Annotated in this window: 20 protein-coding genes and 1 tRNA gene; 15 read left to right on the plus strand and 6 right to left on the minus strand. The window is 62.4% G+C overall.

What is annotated here, in order from left to right:
• Positions 1–36: 36 nt before the first annotated feature.
• From serS to OHD62_RS26475, 4 genes are all read left to right on the plus strand, one after another.
• Positions 37–1,341 carry a serine--tRNA ligase gene (gene serS, locus OHD62_RS26460; RefSeq protein WP_263789002.1) on the plus strand — a complete coding sequence of 435 codons (1,305 nt, stop codon included), beginning with the start codon at positions 37–39 and terminating at the stop codon, positions 1,339–1,341.
• Positions 1,341–2,099, plus strand: a complete 759-nt coding sequence (gene surE, locus OHD62_RS26465) for a 5'/3'-nucleotidase SurE (RefSeq protein ID WP_263789003.1) — start codon at positions 1,341–1,343, stop codon at positions 2,097–2,099. The genes serS and surE overlap by 1 nt, the downstream gene beginning before the upstream one ends.
• On the plus strand, positions 2,096–2,761 hold the full coding sequence (locus tag OHD62_RS26470) for a protein-L-isoaspartate(D-aspartate) O-methyltransferase (RefSeq protein ID WP_263789004.1): 666 nt from the start codon (positions 2,096–2,098) through the stop codon (positions 2,759–2,761). The genes surE and OHD62_RS26470 overlap by 4 nt, the downstream gene beginning before the upstream one ends.
• Before the next feature lie 161 nt (positions 2,762–2,922).
• On the plus strand, positions 2,923–4,491 hold the full coding sequence (locus tag OHD62_RS26475) for a peptidoglycan DD-metalloendopeptidase family protein (protein WP_263789005.1): 1,569 nt from the start codon (positions 2,923–2,925) through the stop codon (positions 4,489–4,491).
• A gap of 135 nt (positions 4,492–4,626) precedes the next feature.
• On the opposite strand, the gene OHD62_RS26480 is transcribed toward OHD62_RS26475, so the two are convergent.
• Entirely contained in the window at positions 4,627–5,502 is an 876-nt protein-coding gene (locus OHD62_RS26480) for an ATP-binding protein (protein WP_263789006.1), read from the minus strand.
• 274 nt (positions 5,503–5,776) lie between these two features.
• Here OHD62_RS26480 and yajC point away from each other — a divergent pair, with 274 nt between their 5' ends.
• From yajC to OHD62_RS26510, 6 genes are all read left to right on the plus strand, one after another.
• Positions 5,777–6,115 (plus strand): preprotein translocase subunit YajC, encoded by a 339-nt coding sequence (gene yajC, locus OHD62_RS26485; protein ID WP_008876289.1) that lies wholly within the window; start codon positions 5,777–5,779, stop codon positions 6,113–6,115.
• A 51-nt stretch (positions 6,116–6,166) separates the two neighbouring features.
• A complete protein-coding gene (secDF, locus tag OHD62_RS26490; RefSeq protein WP_263789007.1) occupies positions 6,167–8,719 on the plus strand; it encodes a protein translocase subunit SecDF in 2,553 nt (850 codons plus the stop codon).
• A gap of 13 nt (positions 8,720–8,732) precedes the next feature.
• Complete coding sequence (locus OHD62_RS26495; RefSeq protein ID WP_263789008.1) at positions 8,733–9,122, plus strand: Mth938-like domain-containing protein; 390 nt, start codon at positions 8,733–8,735, stop codon at positions 9,120–9,122.
• Position 9,123: 1 nt separating this feature from the next.
• A complete protein-coding gene (locus OHD62_RS26500; RefSeq protein WP_263789009.1) occupies positions 9,124–9,981 on the plus strand; it encodes a phytoene/squalene synthase family protein in 858 nt (285 codons plus the stop codon).
• Between the two features lie 84 nt (positions 9,982–10,065).
• Positions 10,066–10,500 (plus strand): hypothetical protein, encoded by a 435-nt coding sequence (locus OHD62_RS26505; RefSeq protein WP_263789010.1) that lies wholly within the window; start codon positions 10,066–10,068, stop codon positions 10,498–10,500.
• A complete protein-coding gene (locus OHD62_RS26510; protein WP_263789011.1) occupies positions 10,500–11,450 on the plus strand; it encodes a sterol desaturase family protein in 951 nt (316 codons plus the stop codon). Before OHD62_RS26505 ends, OHD62_RS26510 begins: the two co-directional genes overlap by 1 nt.
• On the opposite strand, the gene trmFO is transcribed toward OHD62_RS26510, so the two are convergent.
• Entirely contained in the window at positions 11,451–12,860 is a 1,410-nt protein-coding gene (gene trmFO, locus OHD62_RS26515; RefSeq protein ID WP_263789012.1) for a methylenetetrahydrofolate--tRNA-(uracil(54)-C(5))-methyltransferase (FADH(2)-oxidizing) TrmFO, read from the minus strand.
• 91 nt (positions 12,861–12,951) lie between these two features.
• Between trmFO and OHD62_RS26520 the strand changes: the two genes are divergently transcribed.
• Complete coding sequence (locus OHD62_RS26520) at positions 12,952–13,560, plus strand: hypothetical protein (protein WP_263789013.1); 609 nt, start codon at positions 12,952–12,954, stop codon at positions 13,558–13,560.
• 355 nt (positions 13,561–13,915) lie between these two features.
• Here the strand turns inward: OHD62_RS26520 and OHD62_RS26525 are convergent, their stop codons facing one another.
• On the minus strand, positions 13,916–14,056 hold the full coding sequence (locus OHD62_RS26525; RefSeq protein WP_006335195.1) for a DUF1127 domain-containing protein: 141 nt from the start codon (positions 14,054–14,056) through the stop codon (positions 13,916–13,918).
• Positions 14,057–14,107: 51 nt separating this feature from the next.
• Positions 14,108–14,248, minus strand: coding sequence for a DUF1127 domain-containing protein (locus tag OHD62_RS26530; protein WP_006335194.1), 141 nt, complete (start codon positions 14,246–14,248; stop codon positions 14,108–14,110).
• A gap of 236 nt (positions 14,249–14,484) precedes the next feature.
• Here OHD62_RS26530 and OHD62_RS26535 point away from each other — a divergent pair, with 236 nt between their 5' ends.
• The 3 genes from OHD62_RS26535 to OHD62_RS26545 all read left to right on the plus strand — a co-directional run bounded on the left by OHD62_RS26535 (position 14,485) and on the right by OHD62_RS26545 (position 17,412).
• Positions 14,485–15,603, plus strand: coding sequence for a DUF2157 domain-containing protein (locus OHD62_RS26535; RefSeq protein WP_263789024.1), 1,119 nt, complete (start codon positions 14,485–14,487; stop codon positions 15,601–15,603).
• Complete coding sequence (locus tag OHD62_RS26540) at positions 15,600–16,184, plus strand: GDYXXLXY domain-containing protein (protein ID WP_263789025.1); 585 nt, start codon at positions 15,600–15,602, stop codon at positions 16,182–16,184. Before OHD62_RS26535 ends, OHD62_RS26540 begins: the two co-directional genes overlap by 4 nt.
• Before the next feature lie 112 nt (positions 16,185–16,296).
• Positions 16,297–17,412 (plus strand): acyltransferase family protein, encoded by a 1,116-nt coding sequence (locus tag OHD62_RS26545; protein ID WP_263789026.1) that lies wholly within the window; start codon positions 16,297–16,299, stop codon positions 17,410–17,412.
• A gap of 322 nt (positions 17,413–17,734) precedes the next feature.
• On the opposite strand, the gene OHD62_RS26550 is transcribed toward OHD62_RS26545, so the two are convergent.
• A tRNA-Leu gene (locus OHD62_RS26550) sits at positions 17,735–17,819 on the minus strand.
• Between the two features lie 449 nt (positions 17,820–18,268).
• Here OHD62_RS26550 and tig point away from each other — a divergent pair.
• Positions 18,269–19,735, plus strand: a complete 1,467-nt coding sequence (gene tig / locus OHD62_RS26555) for a trigger factor (protein WP_263790162.1) — start codon at positions 18,269–18,271, stop codon at positions 19,733–19,735.
• A gap of 89 nt (positions 19,736–19,824) precedes the next feature.
• On the opposite strand, the gene OHD62_RS26560 is transcribed toward tig, so the two are convergent.
• Positions 19,825–20,574, minus strand: coding sequence for a FadR/GntR family transcriptional regulator (locus OHD62_RS26560; protein WP_133117269.1), 750 nt, complete (start codon positions 20,572–20,574; stop codon positions 19,825–19,827).
• Positions 20,575–20,623: the final 49 nt, after the last annotated feature.

Consider the following 20,623-nt stretch of genomic DNA (forward strand, 5'->3'; position numbering starts at 1 on the left):
GGTTTACGCCCTCTGGCCTTACCGAGGACGAATAGCATGCTTGACATCAAATGGATTCGCGACAACCCGAAGGCCCTTGCCGAGGCGCTCAAGAAGCGCTCGTGGTCGGCCGAGGATGCGCAGTCCACGGTCGACGATCTGATCGCCAGGGACGAGGCGCGGCGCGAACATCTGACCGAATTGCAGACCAGGCAGGAGCGCCGCAATGCCGCTTCGAAGGAGATCGGCAACGCCATGCGTTCGGGCGACGCCGCGCTCGCCGAAAAACTCAAAGCAGAGGTCGGCGAGATCAAGGCGTTCATCCAGAATGGCGAGGCGCGCGAGCGCGAACTCGACAAGGCACTGAACGATGCGCTGGCGGTGCTGCCCAATGTGCCGCTCGACGACGTGCCGGTCGGCAAGGACGAGCACGACAATGTCGTCAAGCGCACGGTCGGCAAGGTGCCGACGCGGCCAAACTGGGTGAAGGAGCATTTCGAGATCGGCGAAGCGCTCGGCATGATGGATTTCGAGCGCGCCGCAAAACTGTCGGGCTCGCGCTTCACTGTGCTGAAGAGCGGGCTGGCGCGGATGGAGCGCGCGCTCGGCCAGTTCATGCTCGACCTGCACACGACAGAGCACGGCTATGAAGAGGTCCAGCCGCCGCTGATGGTGCGCGACGAGGTTCTCTATGGCACCGGGCAGTTGCCAAAGTTCGAGGAGGACCTGTTCTTCGCCCCGCATGGTGACGGCAGGCTGGGCTTGATCCCGACGGCTGAAGTTTCGCTCACCAACCTCGTGCGCGAGGAGATCACCGCACATGAAAAGCTGCCGCTGCGCTACACCGCGCTGACGCCGTGCTTCCGCTCGGAAGCCGGTTCGGCCGGGCGCGACACGCGCGGCATGCTGCGCCAGCACCAGTTCTACAAGGTCGAGCTGGTCTCGATCACCGATCAGGAGTCATCGCTGGCCGAACACGAGCGGATGACCGAATGCGCTGAAGCGGTGTTGAAACGGCTGGAATTGCCGTTCCGTACCATGACGTTGTGCACCGGCGACATGGGCTTCGGCGCGCGCAAGACCTATGACATCGAGGTGTGGCTGCCCGGCCAGAATGCGTATCGCGAGATTTCGTCCTGTTCTGTCTGCGGCGATTTTCAGGCGCGGCGCATGGATGCCCGCTACAAGGACCGGGATGGCAAGGGCAACCGCTTCGTTCACACGCTGAACGGTTCGGGCACCGCCGTCGGCCGCGCGCTTATTGCCGTCATCGAAAACTACCAGAATGAGGATGGCAGCGTAACCATTCCTGAAGTGCTGCGGCCCTATATGGGTGGCCTTGCAAAGATCGAATCGAAGTAATGCGCATCCTCCTGACCAACGATGACGGCATCCATGCCGAGGGCCTGGCGTCGCTCGAACGCATTGCGCGTACGCTGTCGGACGATGTCTGGGTGGTGGCGCCGGAGCAGGACCAGTCCGGCTACGCGCATTCGCTGTCGATCTCGGAGCCGTTGCGCCTGCGCAAGATCGGCGAGAAACATTATGCGGTGCGCGGCACGCCGACCGACTGCGTCATCATGGGCGTAAAGAAGATCCTGCCCGGCGCACCCGACCTGATCCTGTCCGGCGTCAATTCCGGCGCCAACATTGCCGACGACGTCACCTATTCGGGCACCGTCGCCGGCGCCATGGAAGGGGCGCTGCTCGGCGTGCGCTCGATCGCGGTAAGCCAGGCTTATTCCTATGTCGGCGAGGATCGCGTGGTTCCCTACGAGACCACCGAGGCGCTGGCGCCGGCCTTGCTCAAGAAGCTTGTCGCAACGCCGTTGCCCGATGGCGTGTTGCTGAACGTCAATTTTCCGAACTGCCTCCCTGAAGAAGTTGCCGGCACGGTTGTGACCTCGCAGGGCAAACTTGTTCACAGCCTGTGGGTCGACGAGCGCCGCGACGGGCGCGGACTTCCCTATTATTGGCTGCGCTTCGGCCGCGAGCCGGTCGAGGGCAAGAAGGGCACGGATCTCTACGCCCTGCGCAACCGGCTGGTGTCGGTGACGCCGCTGCAGCTCGACCTCACCGCTCACGAAATCCGCGATCAACTGACCAAGGCGCTCGCATGAACCTGAACTCCGGTCTGGCGGTCGACGACCGCGAAGGCTTTGCCGCTTTCCTGCTTCGCTTGCGTGGCAGAGGCACAGTGCCGAAGGCACTGATCGCCGCCTTCGAGGCGACGCCGCGGCGTGGTTTCCTCGCCGCCCAGTTCCATCCGATCGCCTGGTCGGACCGCATGCTGCCGATCGAATGCGGCGAGGCGATCGAAGGCGCCGACCTGCAGGCGGCGGTGATCGCCGCACTTGCCATCGAGCCGGGCAACCGCGTGCTCGAGATCGGCACCGGGTCCGGCTATACGGCGGCGGTGATGTCGAGGTTTGCCGCGCGGGTCGTCACCATCGACCGCTACAAGACGCTGGCCGAACAGGCCAAACAGCGTTTCGAAGCGCTCGGCATCGGCAATGCCATCGCGCGCCAGGCGGATGGCTCCAACGGGCTGGCCAATGAAGGACCGTTCGACCGCATCGTCGCCTGGGCGGCGTTCGACAGCCTGCCGCGTTTCCTGCTCGACCAGTTGTCGAGCGGCGGCATCGTCATTGCGCCGATCGGCCCCGAGGAGGGCGAGCAAGTGGTGGCCAAGCTGACCAAGGTCGGTAGCCGTTTCGAACGCGAGGATATCGGCATAGTGCGCCTGCAGCCGATACTGCGCAGCGTCGCGGCCGTGATCTAAGGTGTTGAAGAGGCGGCCTGACCTGAATCTCAACACACCCAGCGCTCGATCCTCAAATATTTTAAGAAAATTTGCGTCGGATTCTAGAGGTTTAACCGACCAGTAACATTAACGCGCTTTAATCACGCTCAGTTTGTACCGGGTCTGTGCGGGTTAGTGCGATGCAATTCAGTGTTTTGAAGGCAAACGGACGCAATCTGGCGCGTGGCTGCGCCGTCCTCATGGTCGCGGGAGCCGCCGCAGGGTGCAGCTCCCAGGTGGCGCGGTTCAATGGCGTCGATGACGTCTTCACCGCCTCGACCAACAACCAGCGCGCCATCATCAACAAGCAGGATGCTGCCCAGCCTTATCCGGGCGATGCGCCCGTGGCGGCGGCGCCGGTCGATGGCACCTACACCCAGTCGGTCAGCCGCTCCAGCCTCGAGCCGGTGACGACGCGGCAATTGCCGCCGGTCAGCCAGGCGCAGCCGGCCCCCGCGCTAGCACCCGCCGCAAATCCGGTACGCACCGCTACAGCGCCGGCCCTGGCGCCTGCCGCGCCGCGTGTCGACCGCACGGCGACCGGCACCGTCGCTCCGGCGGCAAGGCCGTTCAAGGACGCCGAGCCCGATGCGCCGCGCATGGCAACGGCGGGCGGCAAGCCGCATGCCACCGAGATCATCGTTAAGGATGGTGAGACCATTTCCGGCCTGTCACGGCGCTATGGCGTGCCCGCCGACGCCATCATGAAGGTCAACGGGCTGAGCGAGACCAAGGGGCTGAAGAGCGGCCAGAAGCTCGTCATCCCGGCCTATGCCTATTCAAGCAAGGACACTTCTGGCAAGGAAGCCGCACCGAAGCTTGCCGACGCCAAGCCCGCAAACGGCACCAAGCACGATGTGCCGGCCAGCGCGCCGGAGAAGGTGGCCGTGCTGCCGCAGCAGCCCAAGCTCAAGGAAGGCAAGTCGGCCGCGCAGGTCGATGCTTCGGCCGCGGCAGACCAGCCGAAAGATGCAAAGGCCGCGCAAAAAGTGGCCGCGGTGGCGCCCAAGGCGACTGGCGCCGGTGGCACCTACACGGTTCAGCAGGGCGATACGCTGTCCGCCATTGCCAGGAAGACCGGTGTCGGTGTCGTTGCGCTGAAGCAGGCAAACGGCATGCAGGACGGTCTGCTCAAGATCGGCCAGACGCTGAAGGTTCCGGCCGGCGGCACGACGACGGTCGCCAGCGCCAAGCCGGCGAAGGTCGATCCGGTGACGACGGCCACCACGCCGCCGGCAGCCAAGACCACGCCGTCGGAAACGCTCGCCTCCTACACGCCGCCGAAGAAGGATGCAAAGGTCATCCAGCAGGCTGAGGACGACGACGCGGTGGCGCCTAATGCCACCGGCATCGGCAAGATGCGCTGGCCGGTGCGCGGCCGCGTGATTTCCGGTTTCGGCGGCGGCAAGGACGGTGTCGACATCGCCGTGCCCGAGGGAACACCGGTCAAGGCGGCCGAAAACGGCGTCGTCATCTATGCCGGAGACGGCCTCAAGGAATTCGGCAACACGGTGCTGGTGCGCCACGAGAACGGGCTGGTCACCGTCTATGGCCACGCCAGTTCGATCGAGGTGCAGCGTGGCCAGAAGGTCAAGCGCGGCCAGGAAATCGCGCTCTCCGGCATGAGCGGCACGACCGACTCGCCGAAGCTGCATTTCGAAGTGCGCAAGAACTCGGCGCCGGTCGATCCTTCGACCTATCTTGAATAAAAGAAAGTCGACCCTTCGACCGGTCTCGAACAGAAGAAAAAAAGTATTGCAGGGCCGCCTGACCTCCAGTCCGGCCCGCCGGCTTAGCCCGCCCTGCCAAGGGCGGGCTTTTTTCAGTAGCCGATATTCAGTCCGTCAATCCTTCAACGCCTTACCCAACCGACCCGCCAGATCTTGGGTGAACTGCCAGGCGACGCGGCCTGATCGACTGCCGCGCGTTGTCGCCCATTCCAGCGCCTCGGCGCGCAGCGTCTCGGGATCGATGGCAAGATCGTGATGACGGACATAGCCGTCGATCATGTCGAGATATTCGTCCTGCGAGCATTTGTGGAAGCCGAGCCAGAGGCCGAAACGGTCGGACAGCGAGACCTTTTCCTCGACCGCCTCGGACGGGTTGATGGCGGTCGAGCGCTCATTGTCGATCATGTCGCGCGGCAAGAGATGGCGCCGGTTCGAGGTGGCGTAGAAAATCACATTGGCCGGGCGACCCTCGACGCCGCCTTCAAGCGCGGCCTTCAGCGATTTGTAGGACGTATCGTCATGGTCGAAGGAGAGGTCGTCGCAAAACAGGATGAAGCGATAGGGCGCAGTCTTCAGCAAACCCATCAGCTTCGGCAGCGTATCGATGTCCTCGCGATGGATTTCGATGAGCTTGAGCGGGAGATCCAGTTTCGTCGATGCGTTGACGGCGGCGTGCGCGGCCTTGACCAGCGACGATTTGCCCATGCCGCGCGCGCCCCACAACAGCACATTGTTGGCGGCGTAGCCGGCGGCGAAGCGCTCGGTGTTGTCGACCAAAATGTCGCGGACGCGGTCGACGCCACGGATGAGGCCGATGTCGACGCGATTGACCTTGCGCACTGGCTCCAGATAACCCGGATCGGCCTGCCAGACGAAGCAGTCGGCCTCGCCGAGGTCGGTTAGCGGCACCAGCGGTGGGGCGAGGCGAGAGACCGCCTCGATCAGGCGGTCGAGCTTCTTGTTCAGGGCTTCGAGGGTGCTGTCGGTCATTTCTTGTCTTTTTGTCTAGCTTTCAGGGAGGCATGACGCGGAACCTATTTGATTCCGGCGGTTTCGGAACCTGTTCCAACCTTTTGTTAGAGCGCGATCTTTTCTGGAAACCAGGTTTCATTTTTCGGGATCACGCTCTAACACGGCTCAACAGACCGGAAAAGCAACCGAAATGCCCGGCAGCGCAGTTGCATTGGCAACTTTACCGACTATATTCCGGCCAAATTTCGCGGGGCCGCCTTGAGGCGGCTTTTCACCATTCAGGAGGACCTCGATGTTCGTTACACCGGCATATGCCCAAGGCGTCGGCGCCTCTCCCGACATGTTCATCAGCATTTTGCCGTTTGTCCTGATTTTCGTGATCATGTATTTTCTGATCATCCGGCCGCAGCGCACGCAGTTGAAGAAGCGCGGCGAGATGCTGGCGGCGGTCCGCCGCGGCGACACGGTCGTCACCGGCGGCGGCTTCGTCGGCAAGGTGACCAAGGTGATCGACGACAATGAGCTCGAGATCGACCTTGGCGGTGGCACCAAGGTCACGGCGCTGCGTTCGACGATCGCGGATGTGCGCGTCAAGGGCGAGCCGGTGGCGAACCAGAACGCCAAGAAATAACCGAATTCTCGGCGGAACGATCCGCCGGCATGCCCTGACGGACGACGCCATATGCTTTACTTCTCGCGCTTCAAGATGATCCTGATCTGGCTGGCCGTGGCCGCCACAGTGGTCCTCGCTGCGCCCAATCTGTTCCCGGCAAGCACATTGGCCAAGCTGCCCGACTGGGTGCCGAAGCGGCAGATGACGCTCGGCCTCGATCTGCAGGGCGGCTCGCACATCCTGCTCAGGATGGATCCGAACGATCTGATCAAGGATCGGCTGGAGACGACGCGCGACGAGATCAGGACGCTGCTGCGCGACGCCAAGGTCGGCTATACCGGCCTTGCCGGATCGGGCCGCACCGTGCAGGTCCGCATCACCGATCCGGCTCAGGTCGATGCTGCCAAGACTGCGCTAAAGACATTGACGGAGCCGGTGGCGGCCGGCCTGTTCAGCGGCGGTTCGATCCAGGAAATGACGCTGGACGATTCCGAACCCGGCCTGCTCAAATTCACCGTCACCGACGCCGGCATCAAATACCGCACATCGACGGCGCTGACGCAGTCGATCGAGGTCGTCGACCGGCGCGTCAACGAACTCGGCACGACCGAGCCGATCGTGCAGCGGCAAGGCGACGACCGCATTCTGGTCCAGGTGCCGGGCCTGCAGGATCCGCAGCGGCTGAAGGAGATTCTTGGCCAGACCGCCAAGCTGACCTTCCAGATGGTTGACCAGTCGATGCCGGTGCAGGATGCGCTCAACGGCCGTCCGCCTGCGGGATCATCTGTGCTCTATTCGCAGGACGATCCGCCGGTTCCCTATCTGATCGAGAACCGTGTCATCGTTTCGGGCGAAAACCTGGTCGACGCCCAGGCGACGTACAATTCCCAGACCAACGAGCCTGTGGTTTCGTTCCGCTTCGATTCGAAGGGCGCGGCGCGCTTCGGCCAGGCAACCTCGCAGAATGTTGGCAAGCTGTTTGCCATCATTCTCGACAACCAGGTGATCTCGGCGCCGCAGATCCGCGAGCCGATCCTCGGCGGCACCGGCCAGATTTCTGGCAATTTCACCGCCGAGAGCGCCAACGACCTTGCCGTGCTGCTGCGCGCAGGCGCGCTGCCGGCGACGCTGACGGTGATCGAGGAGCGCACGGTGGGTCCGGGTCTCGGCCAGGATTCGATCCATGCCGGCAAGGTCGCCGGCGTCGTCGGGTCGATTCTCGTCGTCGCCTTCATGTTCGTCGCCTACGGCTTCCTCGGCTTCCTCGCCAACCTTGCGCTGGCGGTGCATGTGGCGATGATCATCGGGCTGTTGTCGCTGCTCGGCGCGACGCTGACCTTGCCGGGCATTGCCGGTATCGTGCTGACCATCGGCATGGCGGTCGATTCCAACGTTCTGATCTACGAGCGCATCCGCGAGGAACGACGAGCCGGCCGCTCGGTGATCCAGGCGATCGACACCGGTTTCACCAAGGCTCTGGCGACCATCGTCGATTCCAACGTCACAGCGCTGATCGCGACGGTGGTGCTGTTCTGGATCGGCACCGGGCCGGTGAAGGGTTTTGCCATAACCTTCGCCATCGGCATTCTGACCACGGTCTTCACCGCCTTCACCTTCACCAGGCTGCTGGTGTCGATCTGGCTTCGCCGTGCGCGCCCGAAGGAATTGCCGCGGGCACCGGTGACCTTCATTCCGCCCGGCACCAAAATTCCGTTCATGGGCATCCGCCGCTGGACGTTCGCCTTGTCGAGTGTGCTTTCGATCCTGTCGGTCGTGCTGTTCATGACCGTTGACATCAATTACGGCATCGACTTCAAGGGCGGCTCGCTGATCGAGGTGCAGGCCAAGACCGGCGACGCCGATCTTGCCGATATCCGCGGCAGGCTGACGGAACTGAACATCGGCGAAGTGCAGGTGCAGCAGTTCGGCGCGCCGAACGACGTTTTGATCCGCGTCGGCACACAGGATGGCGGCGAGAATGCCGAGCAGACCGTCATCGACAAGGTGCGCGGCGAGCTGCAGGACAACTACGATTTCCGACGCGTCGAGGTGGTGGGGCCAACGGTCTCCGGCGAGCTCGCCAAACAAGGCACGATCGCGATGCTTGTCGCGCTTCTTGGCATCCTGGCCTATGTGTGGTTCCGTTTCGAATGGCAGTTCGCGGTCGGCGCCATCATCGCGACGGTGCACGACATCGTCATGACCATCGGCTTCTTCGTTATCACCGGGCTCGAATTCAACCAGTCGTCGCTGGCGGCGATCCTGACCATCATCGGCTATTCGCTGAACGACACGATCGTCGTCTATGACCGTGTTCGCGAAGATCTTAGAAAATACAAGAAGATGCCACTGCCTGACTTGTTGAACAACGCCATCAACGAGACGCTGTCGAGAACGACGCTGACCGCGGTGACGACAATCCTGGCGCTTCTGGCGCTGGTGCTGTTCGGCGGTGAGGTGATCCGTTCGTTCACGCTGGCGATGCTGTTCGGCGTTGTCTTCGGCACCTATTCGTCGATCTTCATCGCCGCGCCGCTGCTGATCCTGTTCAAGTTGCGGCCGCAGGCCACAACCGCCGACGAAGAGAAGCCGGTGAACAGCGGCAAGGCCGTGGCGACCTGACGCCGCCCCGGCCGTGGCAAAAGGCATCATCATTCGCGAGGCGCATTTTCCCGGCCGCGCGCCGATCGAGGCCTATGGCAATGGCGGCTTCCGTTTCGCCGATATGTCGCATCGCGGCTCGCTGCTCTGCTTGCCGTCGGGCATCCATGGCTGGGAGCCGGCTGACGCTACAGCCATGACGGCGGCGGATTTCGAAAAACTGCTTGGCGAGTCCGACAAGGTCGAGATCCTGCTGGTCGGCACCGGCAAGGATCTGAGACCATTGCCAGCTGCGCTGCGTGCCGCGCTGAAAGCGGCGGGCATTTCCTCCGACCCGATGTCGACCGGGGCCGCGGTGCGGACCTACAATGTTCTTCTGGCGGAAAACCGCGCGGTGGCCGCCGCGCTCATCGCCGTCGACTGACATGATCGACGACGCCAAAATCGTCATGGAAGCGGTGCGCGCCGCCGACCACGACCGCTATCTCTCGGCGCTCTATGCGCCCGCCGACAAGCGCGACGCGCTGTTTTCGCTCTATGCCTTCAACGCCGAGATATCAGGCATCCGCGACCGCATCCATGAGCCATTGCCCGGCGAGGTGCGGCTGCAATGGTGGCGCGATGCGATTGCCGGGGAGGATGGGGAAGCGGACGAAGGGGCAGTCGTCGGACATCCCGTTGCCGACGCTTTGAGGGCCACGATTTTCGCCCACCGCCTGCCAAAGCCGGCGTTCGACAATATGCTCGAAGCGCGTATCTTCGACCTTTACGACGATCCGATGCCGTCGCGCACCGACCTGGAGGGCTATTGCGGCGAGACGGCTGCGGCGCTTATCCAGCTTGCGGCGATGGTGCTCGATCCCATTGAAGCGCCGCGCTTCGCCGAGCTGGCGGGCAGGGCAGGCTGTGCGCAGGCCATGACCGGCCTTTTGCTGCTGTTGCCACTGCATCGCCGGCGTGGCCAATGCTTCATGCCGGCGGATGTCCTTGCGGCGGCCGGCTCTTCGCCCGAAGAGTTCGTCAAAGGCGATGGCGGCCCCGGCGCGCAACGCGCCGTGGCGGCGATGATCGCGCTGGCGCGCGAGCATCTGGCCGCTTTCGAACAGGCCGCGCCAGCCCTGCCGGCTTTATTGCGGCCGGCGTTTCTGCCGCTTGCCCTGACACGCGCCTATCTCGCCAAGATGGAAAGCCGTTCGCCGCTCGATCGCGTGGTGCGGCTGTCAGCCTTGCGCCGGCATTGGCTCCTGCTCAGCCGCGCGTCGAAAGGCTGGCCACCCATTTGACGTAAACGTCAATCATGGTAGGACTTCTCCCGGGTCGAAGCCGAGTGCGCAAGACATAAGCCCGCCCGGAGGAGATAGCAGTCCATGAGCCTGCCTGTGCTGGTCGCACTTGTCGTCTTCGGCATTGCGCTGTCGGTCGCGGCGGTGCATTTCACCGGCGGCACAAGGACGGCGACGCTCGCCGATGCGGATCAGGCATCGAGCCGTTTCGCGGAGGATTTTCCCGATGAGGTGGCGACAGCGGTCCGCCTGACCAAGGACGACAGGACGGCATTTCTCGATCTTGAACGAGGGCGCACCGGCATCGTCCACAGCATCGGCGACTGTTATTTGACCCGCATCGTCACGGCCAGCGACATTGTTGGCCTGGATGTCGACGACAGCGGCGCCATCTTGCTCAAGCTCGCCGACTTCACCTGGAAAGGCGGGCGTTTCGCCTTCGCCGACAGAAGAGATGCCGAGACCGTCGCAGCGGCGCTTGGACGCCATAGTCCGAGCCTAGCGAAGGAGGCTGCGTGATGGACGACTACAATTTTCCGCAGGTCACGCAGCTTGCCATTCCGTTCTTCGTCGGCGCGATCCTGATCGAGTTGTGGCTGGTGCGCACCGGCCGTGCCAAGGGATCGTTCGAGACGCGCGACACGCTGACCAGCCTGATGATGGGCACCGGCAATGTCGTTGCCGGGTTGTTGCTTGGGGTCGTCTCCTACTGGGCGCTGCTCTGGCTCTGGCAGTTCCGCTTCTTCAATCTCGGCCTGTCGGTCTGGGTCTTCCTGGCTGCCTTCCTGCTCGATGATTTGCGCTACTATGTCTATCACCGCATTGCGCACCGGGTGCGCTGGGTGTGGGCCGAACACGTCAACCATCACTCCAGCCAGCATTACAATCTGTCGACGGCGCTCAGGCAAAGCTGGACAGGACTGTTCACCTTCATGTTCGTGCTGCAGGCGCCGCTGGTGCTGCTCGGCTTCCATCCGGCGGTCATCGCCTTTACCTTCGGCTTCAACCTCGTCTGGCAATTCTGGATCCACACCGAAGCCATCGGCAAGATGTGGGGCTGGTTCGAATTCATCTTCAACACGCCATCGCACCACCGCGTCCACCACGCCACCAATCCGCGCTATCTCGATGCCAACTTTGCCGGCACGCTGATCATCTGGGACCGCATGTTCGGCACCTTCGTCGAGGAGTTGGAAGAAGACCGGCCGCGCTACGGTATCGTTAGGAATATCGGCACCTTCAATCCGCTGAAAGTGGCCTTCCACGAATGGATCGGCATGTTCAAGGACGCCTTCGCGCCGGGCCTGACACTGCGCGACCGCCTGAACTATCTGATCAAGCCGCCGGGCTGGAGCCATGACGGCTCGCGTGAAACCTCGGAGAGCCTGAAGGCGGCCTATGTCAGGCGAAATCCAGGCGAGGCAGGAAAGCCGGGGCTGCCTGTGGCTACCCTCGGACCGGTTGAGTAGCTATTCCGCCGCCTCCGCCCGCGCGGGCAAGCCCAGCCATTGGCGGCAGTCCGCCAGCGCCCGCGAGGTCACCGCGCGCCGCTTGGCGACGATCTTGTCCTTGCCGCGCAGGCGCTTTCCCTCGGCTTTCGGTGCTTCCACCGGCGGGAACAGGCCGAAATTAACGTTCATCGGCTGGAAGGAGCGCTTGCCCGGTTCGTCGTCGGAAACGATGTGGCCGCCGGTGATGTGGTTGAGCAGGGCGCCGAAGGCGGTGGTCAGCGGCGGCAGCGAGGCTTGATGGCCGAACCGCTCCGCGGCGGCGAAGCGGCCAGCAAGCAGGCCGATGGCGGCGCTCTCGACATAGCCCTCGCAGCCGGTGATCTGGCCGGCAAAGCGCAGGCCGGGCCGCGACTTCAACTGCAGCGAGGCGTCGAGCAGAGTCGGCGAGTTGATGTAGGTGTTGCGGTGCAGGCCGCCGAGGCGGGCGAAGTCGGCGTTTTCGAGGCCCGGAATGGTGCGGAACACGCGCACCTGCTCGGCATGCTTCAGCTTGGTCTGGAAACCGACCATGTTGTAGAGCGTGCCCAGCGCATTGTCTTGCCGCAGTTGCACAACCGCATAGGCCTTCACACCGGGATTGTGGGCATTGGTCAGCCCCATCGGCTTCATCGGCCCATGGCGCAGCGTCTCGACACCACGTTCGGCCATCACCTCGATCGGCAGGCAGCCATCGAAATAGGGCGTGCCTTCCCATTGCTTGAACTCGGTCTTCTGGCCGTCGACAAGCGACTGCACGAAGGCGAGATACTGCTCCTTGTCCAGGGGACAGTTGATGTAGTCCTTGCCGGTGCCGCCCGGACCGACCTTGTCGTAGCGCGACTGGAACCAGCAAATGTCCATGTCGATCGTGTCGAAATGGACGATCGGCGCGATGGCGTCGAAGAAGGCGAGCGCGTCGGCGCCGGTCGCTTCGGCGATCGACTGGGCGAGCGAGGGTGCGGTCAGCGGTCCCGTGGCGATGATCGCCTGGTCCCAGTCCGCCGGCGGCAGGCCGGGCACTTCCTCGCGCTGGATAGTGATCAGCGGGTGCGCTTCGAGCTTCGCGGTCACGGCCTGCGAAAATCCATCGCGATCGACGGCCAGCGCGCCACCGGCCGGCACCTGGTTCGCGTCGCCGGCGCCCATGATCAGCGATCCGGCAAGCCGCATTTCGGCATGCAGCAGGCCGACCGCGTTGGTCTCGGCATCGTCGGAGCGGAAGGAATTGGAACAGACGAGCTCGGCCAGCCCATCGGTCTTGTGCGCATCGGTGCCGCGCACGGGCCGCATTTCATGCAGCACGACGGGAATGCCGGCCTGAGCTGCCTGCCATGCCGCTTCGGAGCCGGCGAGACCGCCGCCGATGATGTGAATGGGATTTTTACTCATGCGCCGAAATAATCGCTTGTAGCTGCGATTGCAATTGTACACGGGTCAGCCAGGCTGTTACCGCCATATGTGCAATCGTCTACGACCGGCGATGGACAGGAGTCTCGGGATCTTTGCCAGGGCGACATTTCTGACAGTTATGGTTGCCGTGGGCGGATCGGCGGCCGCCGGCGAACTGGCCACGGCGGCTTCCAAGCGGATCCCCATATGCCACGGCTACAGTTGCAATTATCGCACGATGCTCACGCTTGGCCCTGGTGATGGCGCGCGTTTCCGATCTATCCTGCGCGCGGGCGCGGGTTCGCCCCGAGCCGAGCGTTTCGCTATTTCGAAGGCTGTGCGCTATTTCGAGCAGCGCATTTTCCGGGCCACCGGCATCCGCGATCTGCCGCAGTCGGAATTCGGCGCATCGCGCATCAAGGGTCAAATGGATTGTGTCGACGAATCGACCAATACGCATGCGCTGTTGGTCTATCTTGCCGAGCGAAAATTGCTCAAGTTTCACAGGGTCGAGGACAATGCCTCGCGAGGCCTGTTTGTCGACGGGCGCTATCCCCATTGGACGGCGGTGATCAGCGACCGCGGCGGCACCGAATGGGTGGTGGATTCCTGGTATGCGGCGATGGGTGGCGCACCGGATATTTTTCCGCTGAGCCAGTGGAAGGAACGGGGCATGCTGGAAAGCGGTGCGTTGGACTGACTACAGGGACGTCCCGCGAAGCCTAATTCCGAGTCCCACCCTCAGAAACAACAACACCCGCCGGGGGAGGAGGTCCGGCGGGTGTCGTTTTGGTGGTCGATCCTCGGGAGGAGGTGAAGATCGACCGTATTCGTCATCGCCGGGGAGGAGGTCGGCTTTGACGAAATTCCTTTCGCCTGATGAAGGGGGCGAAACCCTTGCGGGACGAAACTTTGTTTCGCCCTGGAGAACAGCGCCCGCCGCGGGAGGAGGTGCGGCGGGCGCCGTTTTGATGGTCAACCCTCGGGAGGAGGTGAAGGCTGACCGTATCCGCCAGGATCGGGGAGGAGGTCGACCCTGGCGAAATTCTTTAACTTCAGATCGCCTTGCGGGCGATGATCTTGATCTCGTCGCGGATGATGCCGAGATCATGGAGCTGGCGGTTCGAAAGGCGACCCAGCTCGTTAACCGTATCGCGGTATACGCGCCAGTTACGATAGTTGCGGATCAGGTTCATTGTCGTTCTCTTTTTCAAAACTGGTTCGGACCATTTGCGGCCCGAAGAGGATTAGACCGCCTTGCGAGCGACGTAGTGGATGTCGCTGCGGCTGATGCCGAGGTCGGTCAGTTCACGGTTGCTCAGGCGGCTCAGCTCGGAAACGGTGTCCCGGTAGCGGCGCCAGTTGCGGTAGTTGCGGATCAGGTTCATGGTAGTCTCGTTTCGTCTTTCTTTCGGATCATTCCGTCTTTCTGTATGACCAGAAGATAGGTGGGCTTATATCGGTTTAAAAGCGCTATCGCTGCATGGCAGCAATGCAAATTGTGCAATGCAACATCACGACGCGCTCACGGCTTCGTCACAAAGAAGCCCGAATTGGAAAATGCCGTGGCGTCAACGGTTTGGCCGGGTCGGCTAAAAATAAGACGAAAGCCGGCGGAGAAGGGATGGCGAGCTATTCATCACGGGTCAGGGCCGATATCGCACGATGGACGCAGGCCGGCCTGATCGATGCCTCGACGGCCGGCGCGCTGACGCGCGATGTCGAGGCCAATGAGCGCAAATCGCTGAGCTTCGGTTCGATCCTGGCAATGATGGCGGCGCTGCTGTTTGGCGCGGCCATCCTGATCTTCGTCGCCGCCAATTGGGAATCCATTCCGCGGCTGGCGCGGGTGGCGGCGCTGTTCGCCATCATCCTCGCCGGCTATGTCGGCGGCGCGGTGCTGAAGATGCGCGACCATGCCGCGATCGGCGAGGCGCTGTGGATCGTCGCTGCCGCGGCCTTCGGCGGATCGATCGCGCTGATCGGCCAGATGTACCATCTGTCCGGCGACGAGGCGTCGGCCCTGGTGACCTGGGGAGCAGGCACGGCTCTGGCGGCGGTCGCGCTGCGCTCGAACCCGCTGACCGTCGCTGCCGTCGGCATTGCCGACGCCTGGCTGTTCCTCAGGGGGTTCGACTATTTCCGCCGCACGGAATTTCCGCATCTCTTCGTCGTCATGGCGATCGTGCTGTTCGGCATTTCATTCTGGACCCGCAGCCAGGCGGCGCGGCACCTGATCATTCTATCGGTCATCTTCTATCTCGTGCTGTTGGCGATGGAGTACGAGACGCTGCAGGTCGCCATTCCGCTCGTGGTCGTCTCGATGCTGCTGTTCGCGGCGGCGATCTTCGCCGCTGGACCTGTCGACAGGATCCTGCAGCTTGGTGGCCGGCTGCCCCTGCACGCGCTGATCGGCTTCCTCACCGGCCTGGCGCTGATCCAGTTCCAACTGGCCAATGAAGCGAGCTACACCAGCGGCTTTGCCATTGCCTCGGCCTTGGCGCTTGCCGGTATTGCCGCGGCGATCGTGCTCGGAGGGCGCGAGAGCAGGGGGCTGCGCTGGGTTGCCTATGCCGGCTTCGCCTTCGAGCTCGCCATCATCTATGTGGTGATGCTGCAGTCGATGCTCGACACAGCAGGCTTCTTCTTGGCGGCCGCGGTGCTGCTCGGCATCCTTGCCTTTGTCATCATCCGCATCGAAAAGCGCATGAAGGCGCCTGGCGTGGAAGGAGCGAGAGCATGATGACCGGGAAAAGACTTATCATCTCGGCGCTGGTGCTGGCGCTCGTCCAGATCGGTTTTCTGAGCTGGATCATCGCCGGCCGGGCAGCGATCCTGCGCGATGGCAGGCAAGTCCTGCTCAAGGTCGAACCGGTCGATCCGCGCGATCTCCTGCGCGGCGACTATATTTTCCTCAGCTACGACATTTCGCGCATACCGGTGAAGCTGATCGCCAACGTTCCGGCCGACAAGTTCTCGAGTGATGACACGCCGATCGTGGTCAGGCTGAAGCCGGGCGCCGACGGTTATTGGCAACCGACTGCCGCCTGGTTCGGGCAGGCTCCGGCGCCGGCCGCAGCCGACGAGGCCGATATCGTCGGCCACGTCGCCGCGGGTTGGGATCTGCGCACACCAGAAACGACGATCGCGCCGGACTACGGCATCGAGCGCTTCTACCTGCCGGAAGGCGAGGGGATAGCGATCCAGAACGACATGCGTGTGCGGCCGTTCGGCATGCGCGTCGCGATCGCCAAGGACGGCACGGCGCAGATCAAGGCGCTGATGGACGGCGACAAGATGCTATTCGAGGAACCGCTTTATTAGAATATTAGAATGCGCCGACAAACCTTGATCGTCTTGATGCCCTGAATAGGCCACTGCATTTTAGAAACTTTTGCAGCGCATACTTCAAATATACAGCGCCCAGGGTATCTCATTGCAGCCTCTCAGCATCGGCCGAAACCCAGCTATCGATGGATTGCGTGGCATTGCTATTTCGGCGGTCGTCTGTTGGCATGCCTTTGCCACGCACCTCGCCTCGGCATTCCCGTTGCTCGCAGGAGCATTCTCTCTGCTATGGTCTGGCGTCGATCTCTTCTTCGTCCTGTCGGGTTTCCTGATAGGATCGATCCTGTTGGCCAACGCGAGCGCAGGAAACTATTTCCGCGTGTTCTATGCGCGCCGCGCCGCGCGCGTCCTGCCGCTCTACGCTATTTTGATTGGCGTCGCCACCTGGCTCGCCGTCGACGAAGATACCTGGGCGCTTGTGTTTTTTGTGCAGAATATTCAGTGGTCGGTCCAGGAACGGTTCGGTCAGTTTGTTGTAGGCCCGACATGGTCTCTGGCCGTCGAGGAACAGTTCTATTTGGTGCTCCCGCTCCTGATCCGCTTCCTACCTGGTAAACATCTGCCGGCCACGCTTGTGCTGCTGATCGTTCTTGCGCCGATCCTTCGAACGGCATTCTGGCTGTCCGGCTGCAATATGCCGGCATACATGCTCCTGCCTTGCCGAATGGATTCGCTATTCGCTGGAGTCCTGGCTGCGTGGTTTCTGTCGCAAGACCATCGCCGTGCCCTTCTGCAGAGGAATCGCTCAGTCCTCAAGTTGCTGACCGGTGTATTTGTCCTGGGCTGGTGCGGATTGGCCTTGGCAAAATTGACGATCTTTGCACCGCTCATGGTCACCGTCGGCTACACTTTCATTGCCGCGAGCTACACGCTGATTTTGGTTCTCGTCGTAACCAGCCGGCGACGATATCCGACCTTGTTACTGCCGCTGTCATGGGTCGGCATCGGTGCATATTCGCTTTACCTTTTCCACCTGCCGCTCGCTGTCTATTGGCCGAAAATTCTGTACGCGCGGGCTTCCGTTGCTGAGGGATTTGCCTCCTACATCGCAGCCCTTGCTTTCATTGCTTTCGTGGCATGGTGGCTGCTAGAGCGCCCGTTCATCAAATTCGCGCGGAAAACGTTCAAGTACGAACGGCAGGATTTGAAGTTGCCAACGATCTTAAATCCAGAAGCCCAGTCGATATCCTTGCCTGCGCGTTGAGCATGCCTGCTGGCGTCGGATTGGAGAAGGCAAGGACGTAGTCCTAACGCCCGGCATGTTCTGCTCGGGCCACCTCGTTTTTACCGCACGATAAGAGTCAGAGTCCCAGGCAGGTCATTTTTAGCCAGGTAAGATAGCCGGGGACAGTCCTATAACGACTGACGATTACCTCTGGAGGTCGCATCGATTTCCAATGACTCTGGTGACCCCAACCTTGTTGGCGAGATAATCGACTTTATAGTCTTCGCTATAGTCTTCGCTCGCTGACACCCGGCCGCAGTCGCGGATATTCGCGCCGTCTGATCAGATGGCTTCGATTTGCTGGTGCGGATGAAGGGACTCGAACCCCCACGCCTTTCGGCACTGGAACCTAAATCCAGGGCGTCTACCAATTCCGCCACATCCGCGTCGATCGGCCAATCCCATGTAGCCATCATTCTGTCAATGTCGCAGACCACATCAGCGGTCATTGGCCGGCACATGATCCTGAAAATCGAAAAAATCGATTTCGGGAAGGGTCATGCGCCAAAATCAGGGTGCTACAGCGTCCTTTGCGCGTCCAAGAAGACGCGCGGCGCTGTAGATGCGAAGATGGTTGAAAATCGGCCGCGCCTGTGACAAAAGGCGTGTCAAATGTGACGGGACGCGACGATCCGCTTCTGCCGAATGTGATAAGAAGTAGGAAAAACAAAGACTTATTCACATTTTGGAGCGTATTTCCTGAGGATTTGAGCCGCGTTGGGCGGGCAAATCCTGAAGTTCCGCGCCAAAAGCCATTCCCGGCAAGATCATACCGGCAGGCAGTAAACGGCAGGAGCCGTTTGGCGGCCTCATTGGTGGAAACAAAGGTTTTATGATGCAGGTCACCGAAACGCTCAACTCCGGTCTCAAGCGCGAGATCAAGATCACCGTGCCGGCCGGTGATATGGAAGCCAAGCTGATGGCGCGGCTTACCGACGCCAGAAACAAGGTCCGTATCAACGGCTTCCGCCCCGGCAAGGTGCCGGTGCAGCACCTGCGCAAGGTCTACGGCAAGTCGTTCATGGCCGAAGTGGTCAACGAGATCCTCAATGATTCGACCCGTTCGATCATCACCGGGCGCGGCGAAAAGGCCGCCATGCAGCCCGAAGTGATCATGACCGAGGACGAGAAGGAAGCCGAGAAGATCCTGGCTGGCGGCGCCGATTTCGAGTTCCGCCTGAACTACGAGATCATTCCGACGATCGAGATCAAGGATTTCTCCGACATCAAGGTGACGCGTCAGGTGTTCGATGTGCCGGATACCGAGATCGACGAGCAGGTCCAGCGCGTCGCCGAATCGGCGCGCAGCTACGAGCCGAAGACCGGCAAGGCCGCCGAAGGCGACCGCGTGAGCATCGACTATGTCGGCAAGATCGACGGTGAGGCCTTTGCCGGCGGCGCCGGCACTGACCAGCCGCTGGTGCTCGGCTCCAAGGAATTCATCCCGGGCTTCGAGGATCAGCTTATCGGCAGCAAGGCTGGCGACGAGAAGCAGGTCACCGTGACCTTCCCGGAAAACTACCAAGCGGCGCATCTGGCCGGCAAGGAAGCCACCTTCGACGTCACCGTCAAGGAAGTCTCCAAGCCCGGCGCGCTGGAGATCAACGACGAAACGGCCAAGAATCTCGGCCTGGAGTCGCTGGAGCGCCTGCGTGAGGTGGTGCGCACCCAGATCGAGAACCAGTTCGGCTCGATGACGCGCCAGAAAGTCAAGCGCCAGCTGCTTGACCAGCTCGACGCAGCCTATTCGTTCGAGGCGCCGTCGAGGCTCGTCGAGGCCGAGTTCTCCAATATCTGGAACCAGGTTACCCGCGATCTCGAAGCCGCCGGCCGTACCTTCGCCGACGAGGAGACGACGGAAGAAGAGGCGCGCGCCGAATATATGCGCCTTGCCGAACGCCGCGTGCGCCTTGGCCTGGTTCTGGCCGAGATCGGCGAGAAGGCCGGTGTCACCGTGTCGGATGAGGAATTGCAGCGCGGACTGCTTGAGCAGGTGCGCCGCTATCCGGCCAACCAGCAGCAGGAAGCCTTCGAATTCTACCGCAGCAACCCCGAGGCGCTGAACACGCTGCGCGCGCCGATGTTCGAGGAGAAGGTCGTCGACCATCTGCTCGGCCAGATCTCCGTCACCGACGTCAAGGTCAGCAAGGAAGAGCTGATGGCCGACGACGAGGAAACCGAGACGGCCAAGGCGAAGCCGGCGAAGAAGGCCGCTGCGGAGAAGGCTGAGAAGGCCGACGACGCAGAAGAGCCCAAGAAGAAGGCCGCGCCGAAGAAGAAGGCCGCCAAGGACGAAGGATAACAAGGCATCCCGACGAATTGTGAAAGGCCGCCCTCGAGGCGGCCTTTTTCGTTGTAGAAGAGGCTGCGGCGCCTTCGGTAAAGGTCAGTCTAGGCGACCTGCAGGTCGTCGGCGGCGATGTCGAGCAGCCGGTTCATCGCGGCCCTGGCGCCGGCGGTGTCGCGCATGCGGATCGCTTCGAGTACGGCCTGATGCGCGGCAAGCGCCCGCGACTGCGCCTCCATCAGCCTGTTGGTGACGAGGAAGGACGCGCTGAGCGCCGCTTCCAGCATCCCGATCAGCCCCTTCAAAACGACGTTGTGGCTGGCCGCGATCACGCTGCGGTGGAAGGCCAGGTCCGCCCGGCAGACACCGTCGAGGTCGTGCGGGATGGAATCGCGCATGGCGTTGAAGGCCGCCTCGATCGCGGCGAGGTCGGAACCGGTGCCGCGCCTGGCGGCAAGCTCGGCGGCGGCCGGTTCGAAGATACGGCGCGCCTCGATCAGGCCCGAAATCAGCTCGCTGTCGTTCTGGATATCCGGATGCCAGCTCAGCACCACGGGATCGAGCAGCCGCCAGTCGTCGCGCGAGAGCACGCGCACGCCGACCCGGCGCCGCGCCTCCACCAACCCCTTGGCCGACAGCACCTTGACCGCTTCGCGCACCGAGGTGCGGCTGACGCCGAGCATGGCGCAGAGCTCTTCCTCGCGCGGCAGCACTTCGCCCGGCCGGTAGGCGCCGCCAAGGATGCGGCTGCCGAGCACATTGACCACGGAATCGTGGATACGGCTGCCGCCACCGCCTTCGGTCTCGACGCGGCGCAACGAACCGTCTTCAGCCACGCCAAGATCAGATGCCATGGTTTCCCGACCCTTCTTCAGCCTGCAACTGATAGGCGCGACCGGCGCG

It is taken from the genome of Mesorhizobium sp. YC-39 (genome assembly GCF_025753795.1).
Taxonomy (GTDB): domain Bacteria; phylum Pseudomonadota; class Alphaproteobacteria; order Rhizobiales; family Rhizobiaceae; genus Mesorhizobium.

What these genes read in the sequence shown, in the direction of transcription:
- OHD62_RS26535 (WP_263789024.1), top strand. Translation starts at nt 14,485, where the DNA reads ATGGCGAGCTATTCATCACGGGTCAGGGCCGATATCGCACGATGGACG.
- OHD62_RS26500 (WP_263789009.1), top strand. Translation starts at nt 9,124, where the DNA reads ATGATCGACGACGCCAAAATCGTCATGGAAGCGGTGCGCGCCGCCGAC.
- OHD62_RS26525 (WP_006335195.1), bottom strand. Translation starts at nt 14,056, where the DNA reads ATGAACCTGATCCGCAACTATCGTAACTGGCGCGTATACCGCGATACG.
- yajC (WP_008876289.1), top strand. Translation starts at nt 5,777, where the DNA reads ATGTTCGTTACACCGGCATATGCCCAAGGCGTCGGCGCCTCTCCCGAC.
- OHD62_RS26510 (WP_263789011.1), top strand. Translation starts at nt 10,500, where the DNA reads ATGGACGACTACAATTTTCCGCAGGTCACGCAGCTTGCCATTCCGTTC.
- OHD62_RS26470 (WP_263789004.1), top strand. Translation starts at nt 2,096, where the DNA reads ATGAACCTGAACTCCGGTCTGGCGGTCGACGACCGCGAAGGCTTTGCC.
- OHD62_RS26530 (WP_006335194.1), bottom strand. Translation starts at nt 14,248, where the DNA reads ATGAACCTGATCCGCAACTACCGCAACTGGCGCCGCTACCGGGACACC.
- OHD62_RS26505 (WP_263789010.1), top strand. Translation starts at nt 10,066, where the DNA reads ATGAGCCTGCCTGTGCTGGTCGCACTTGTCGTCTTCGGCATTGCGCTG.
- surE (WP_263789003.1), top strand. Translation starts at nt 1,341, where the DNA reads ATGCGCATCCTCCTGACCAACGATGACGGCATCCATGCCGAGGGCCTG.
- OHD62_RS26520 (WP_263789013.1), top strand. Translation starts at nt 12,952, where the DNA reads ATGGACAGGAGTCTCGGGATCTTTGCCAGGGCGACATTTCTGACAGTT.
- tig (WP_263790162.1), top strand. Translation starts at nt 18,269, where the DNA reads ATGCAGGTCACCGAAACGCTCAACTCCGGTCTCAAGCGCGAGATCAAG.
- OHD62_RS26475 (WP_263789005.1), top strand. Translation starts at nt 2,923, where the DNA reads ATGCAATTCAGTGTTTTGAAGGCAAACGGACGCAATCTGGCGCGTGGC.
- OHD62_RS26540 (WP_263789025.1), top strand. Translation starts at nt 15,600, where the DNA reads ATGATGACCGGGAAAAGACTTATCATCTCGGCGCTGGTGCTGGCGCTC.
- serS (WP_263789002.1), top strand. Translation starts at nt 37, where the DNA reads ATGCTTGACATCAAATGGATTCGCGACAACCCGAAGGCCCTTGCCGAG.
- OHD62_RS26560 (WP_133117269.1), bottom strand. Translation starts at nt 20,574, where the DNA reads ATGGCATCTGATCTTGGCGTGGCTGAAGACGGTTCGTTGCGCCGCGTC.
- trmFO (WP_263789012.1), bottom strand. Translation starts at nt 12,860, where the DNA reads ATGAGTAAAAATCCCATTCACATCATCGGCGGCGGTCTCGCCGGCTCC.
- secDF (WP_263789007.1), top strand. Translation starts at nt 6,167, where the DNA reads ATGCTTTACTTCTCGCGCTTCAAGATGATCCTGATCTGGCTGGCCGTG.
- OHD62_RS26480 (WP_263789006.1), bottom strand. Translation starts at nt 5,502, where the DNA reads ATGACCGACAGCACCCTCGAAGCCCTGAACAAGAAGCTCGACCGCCTG.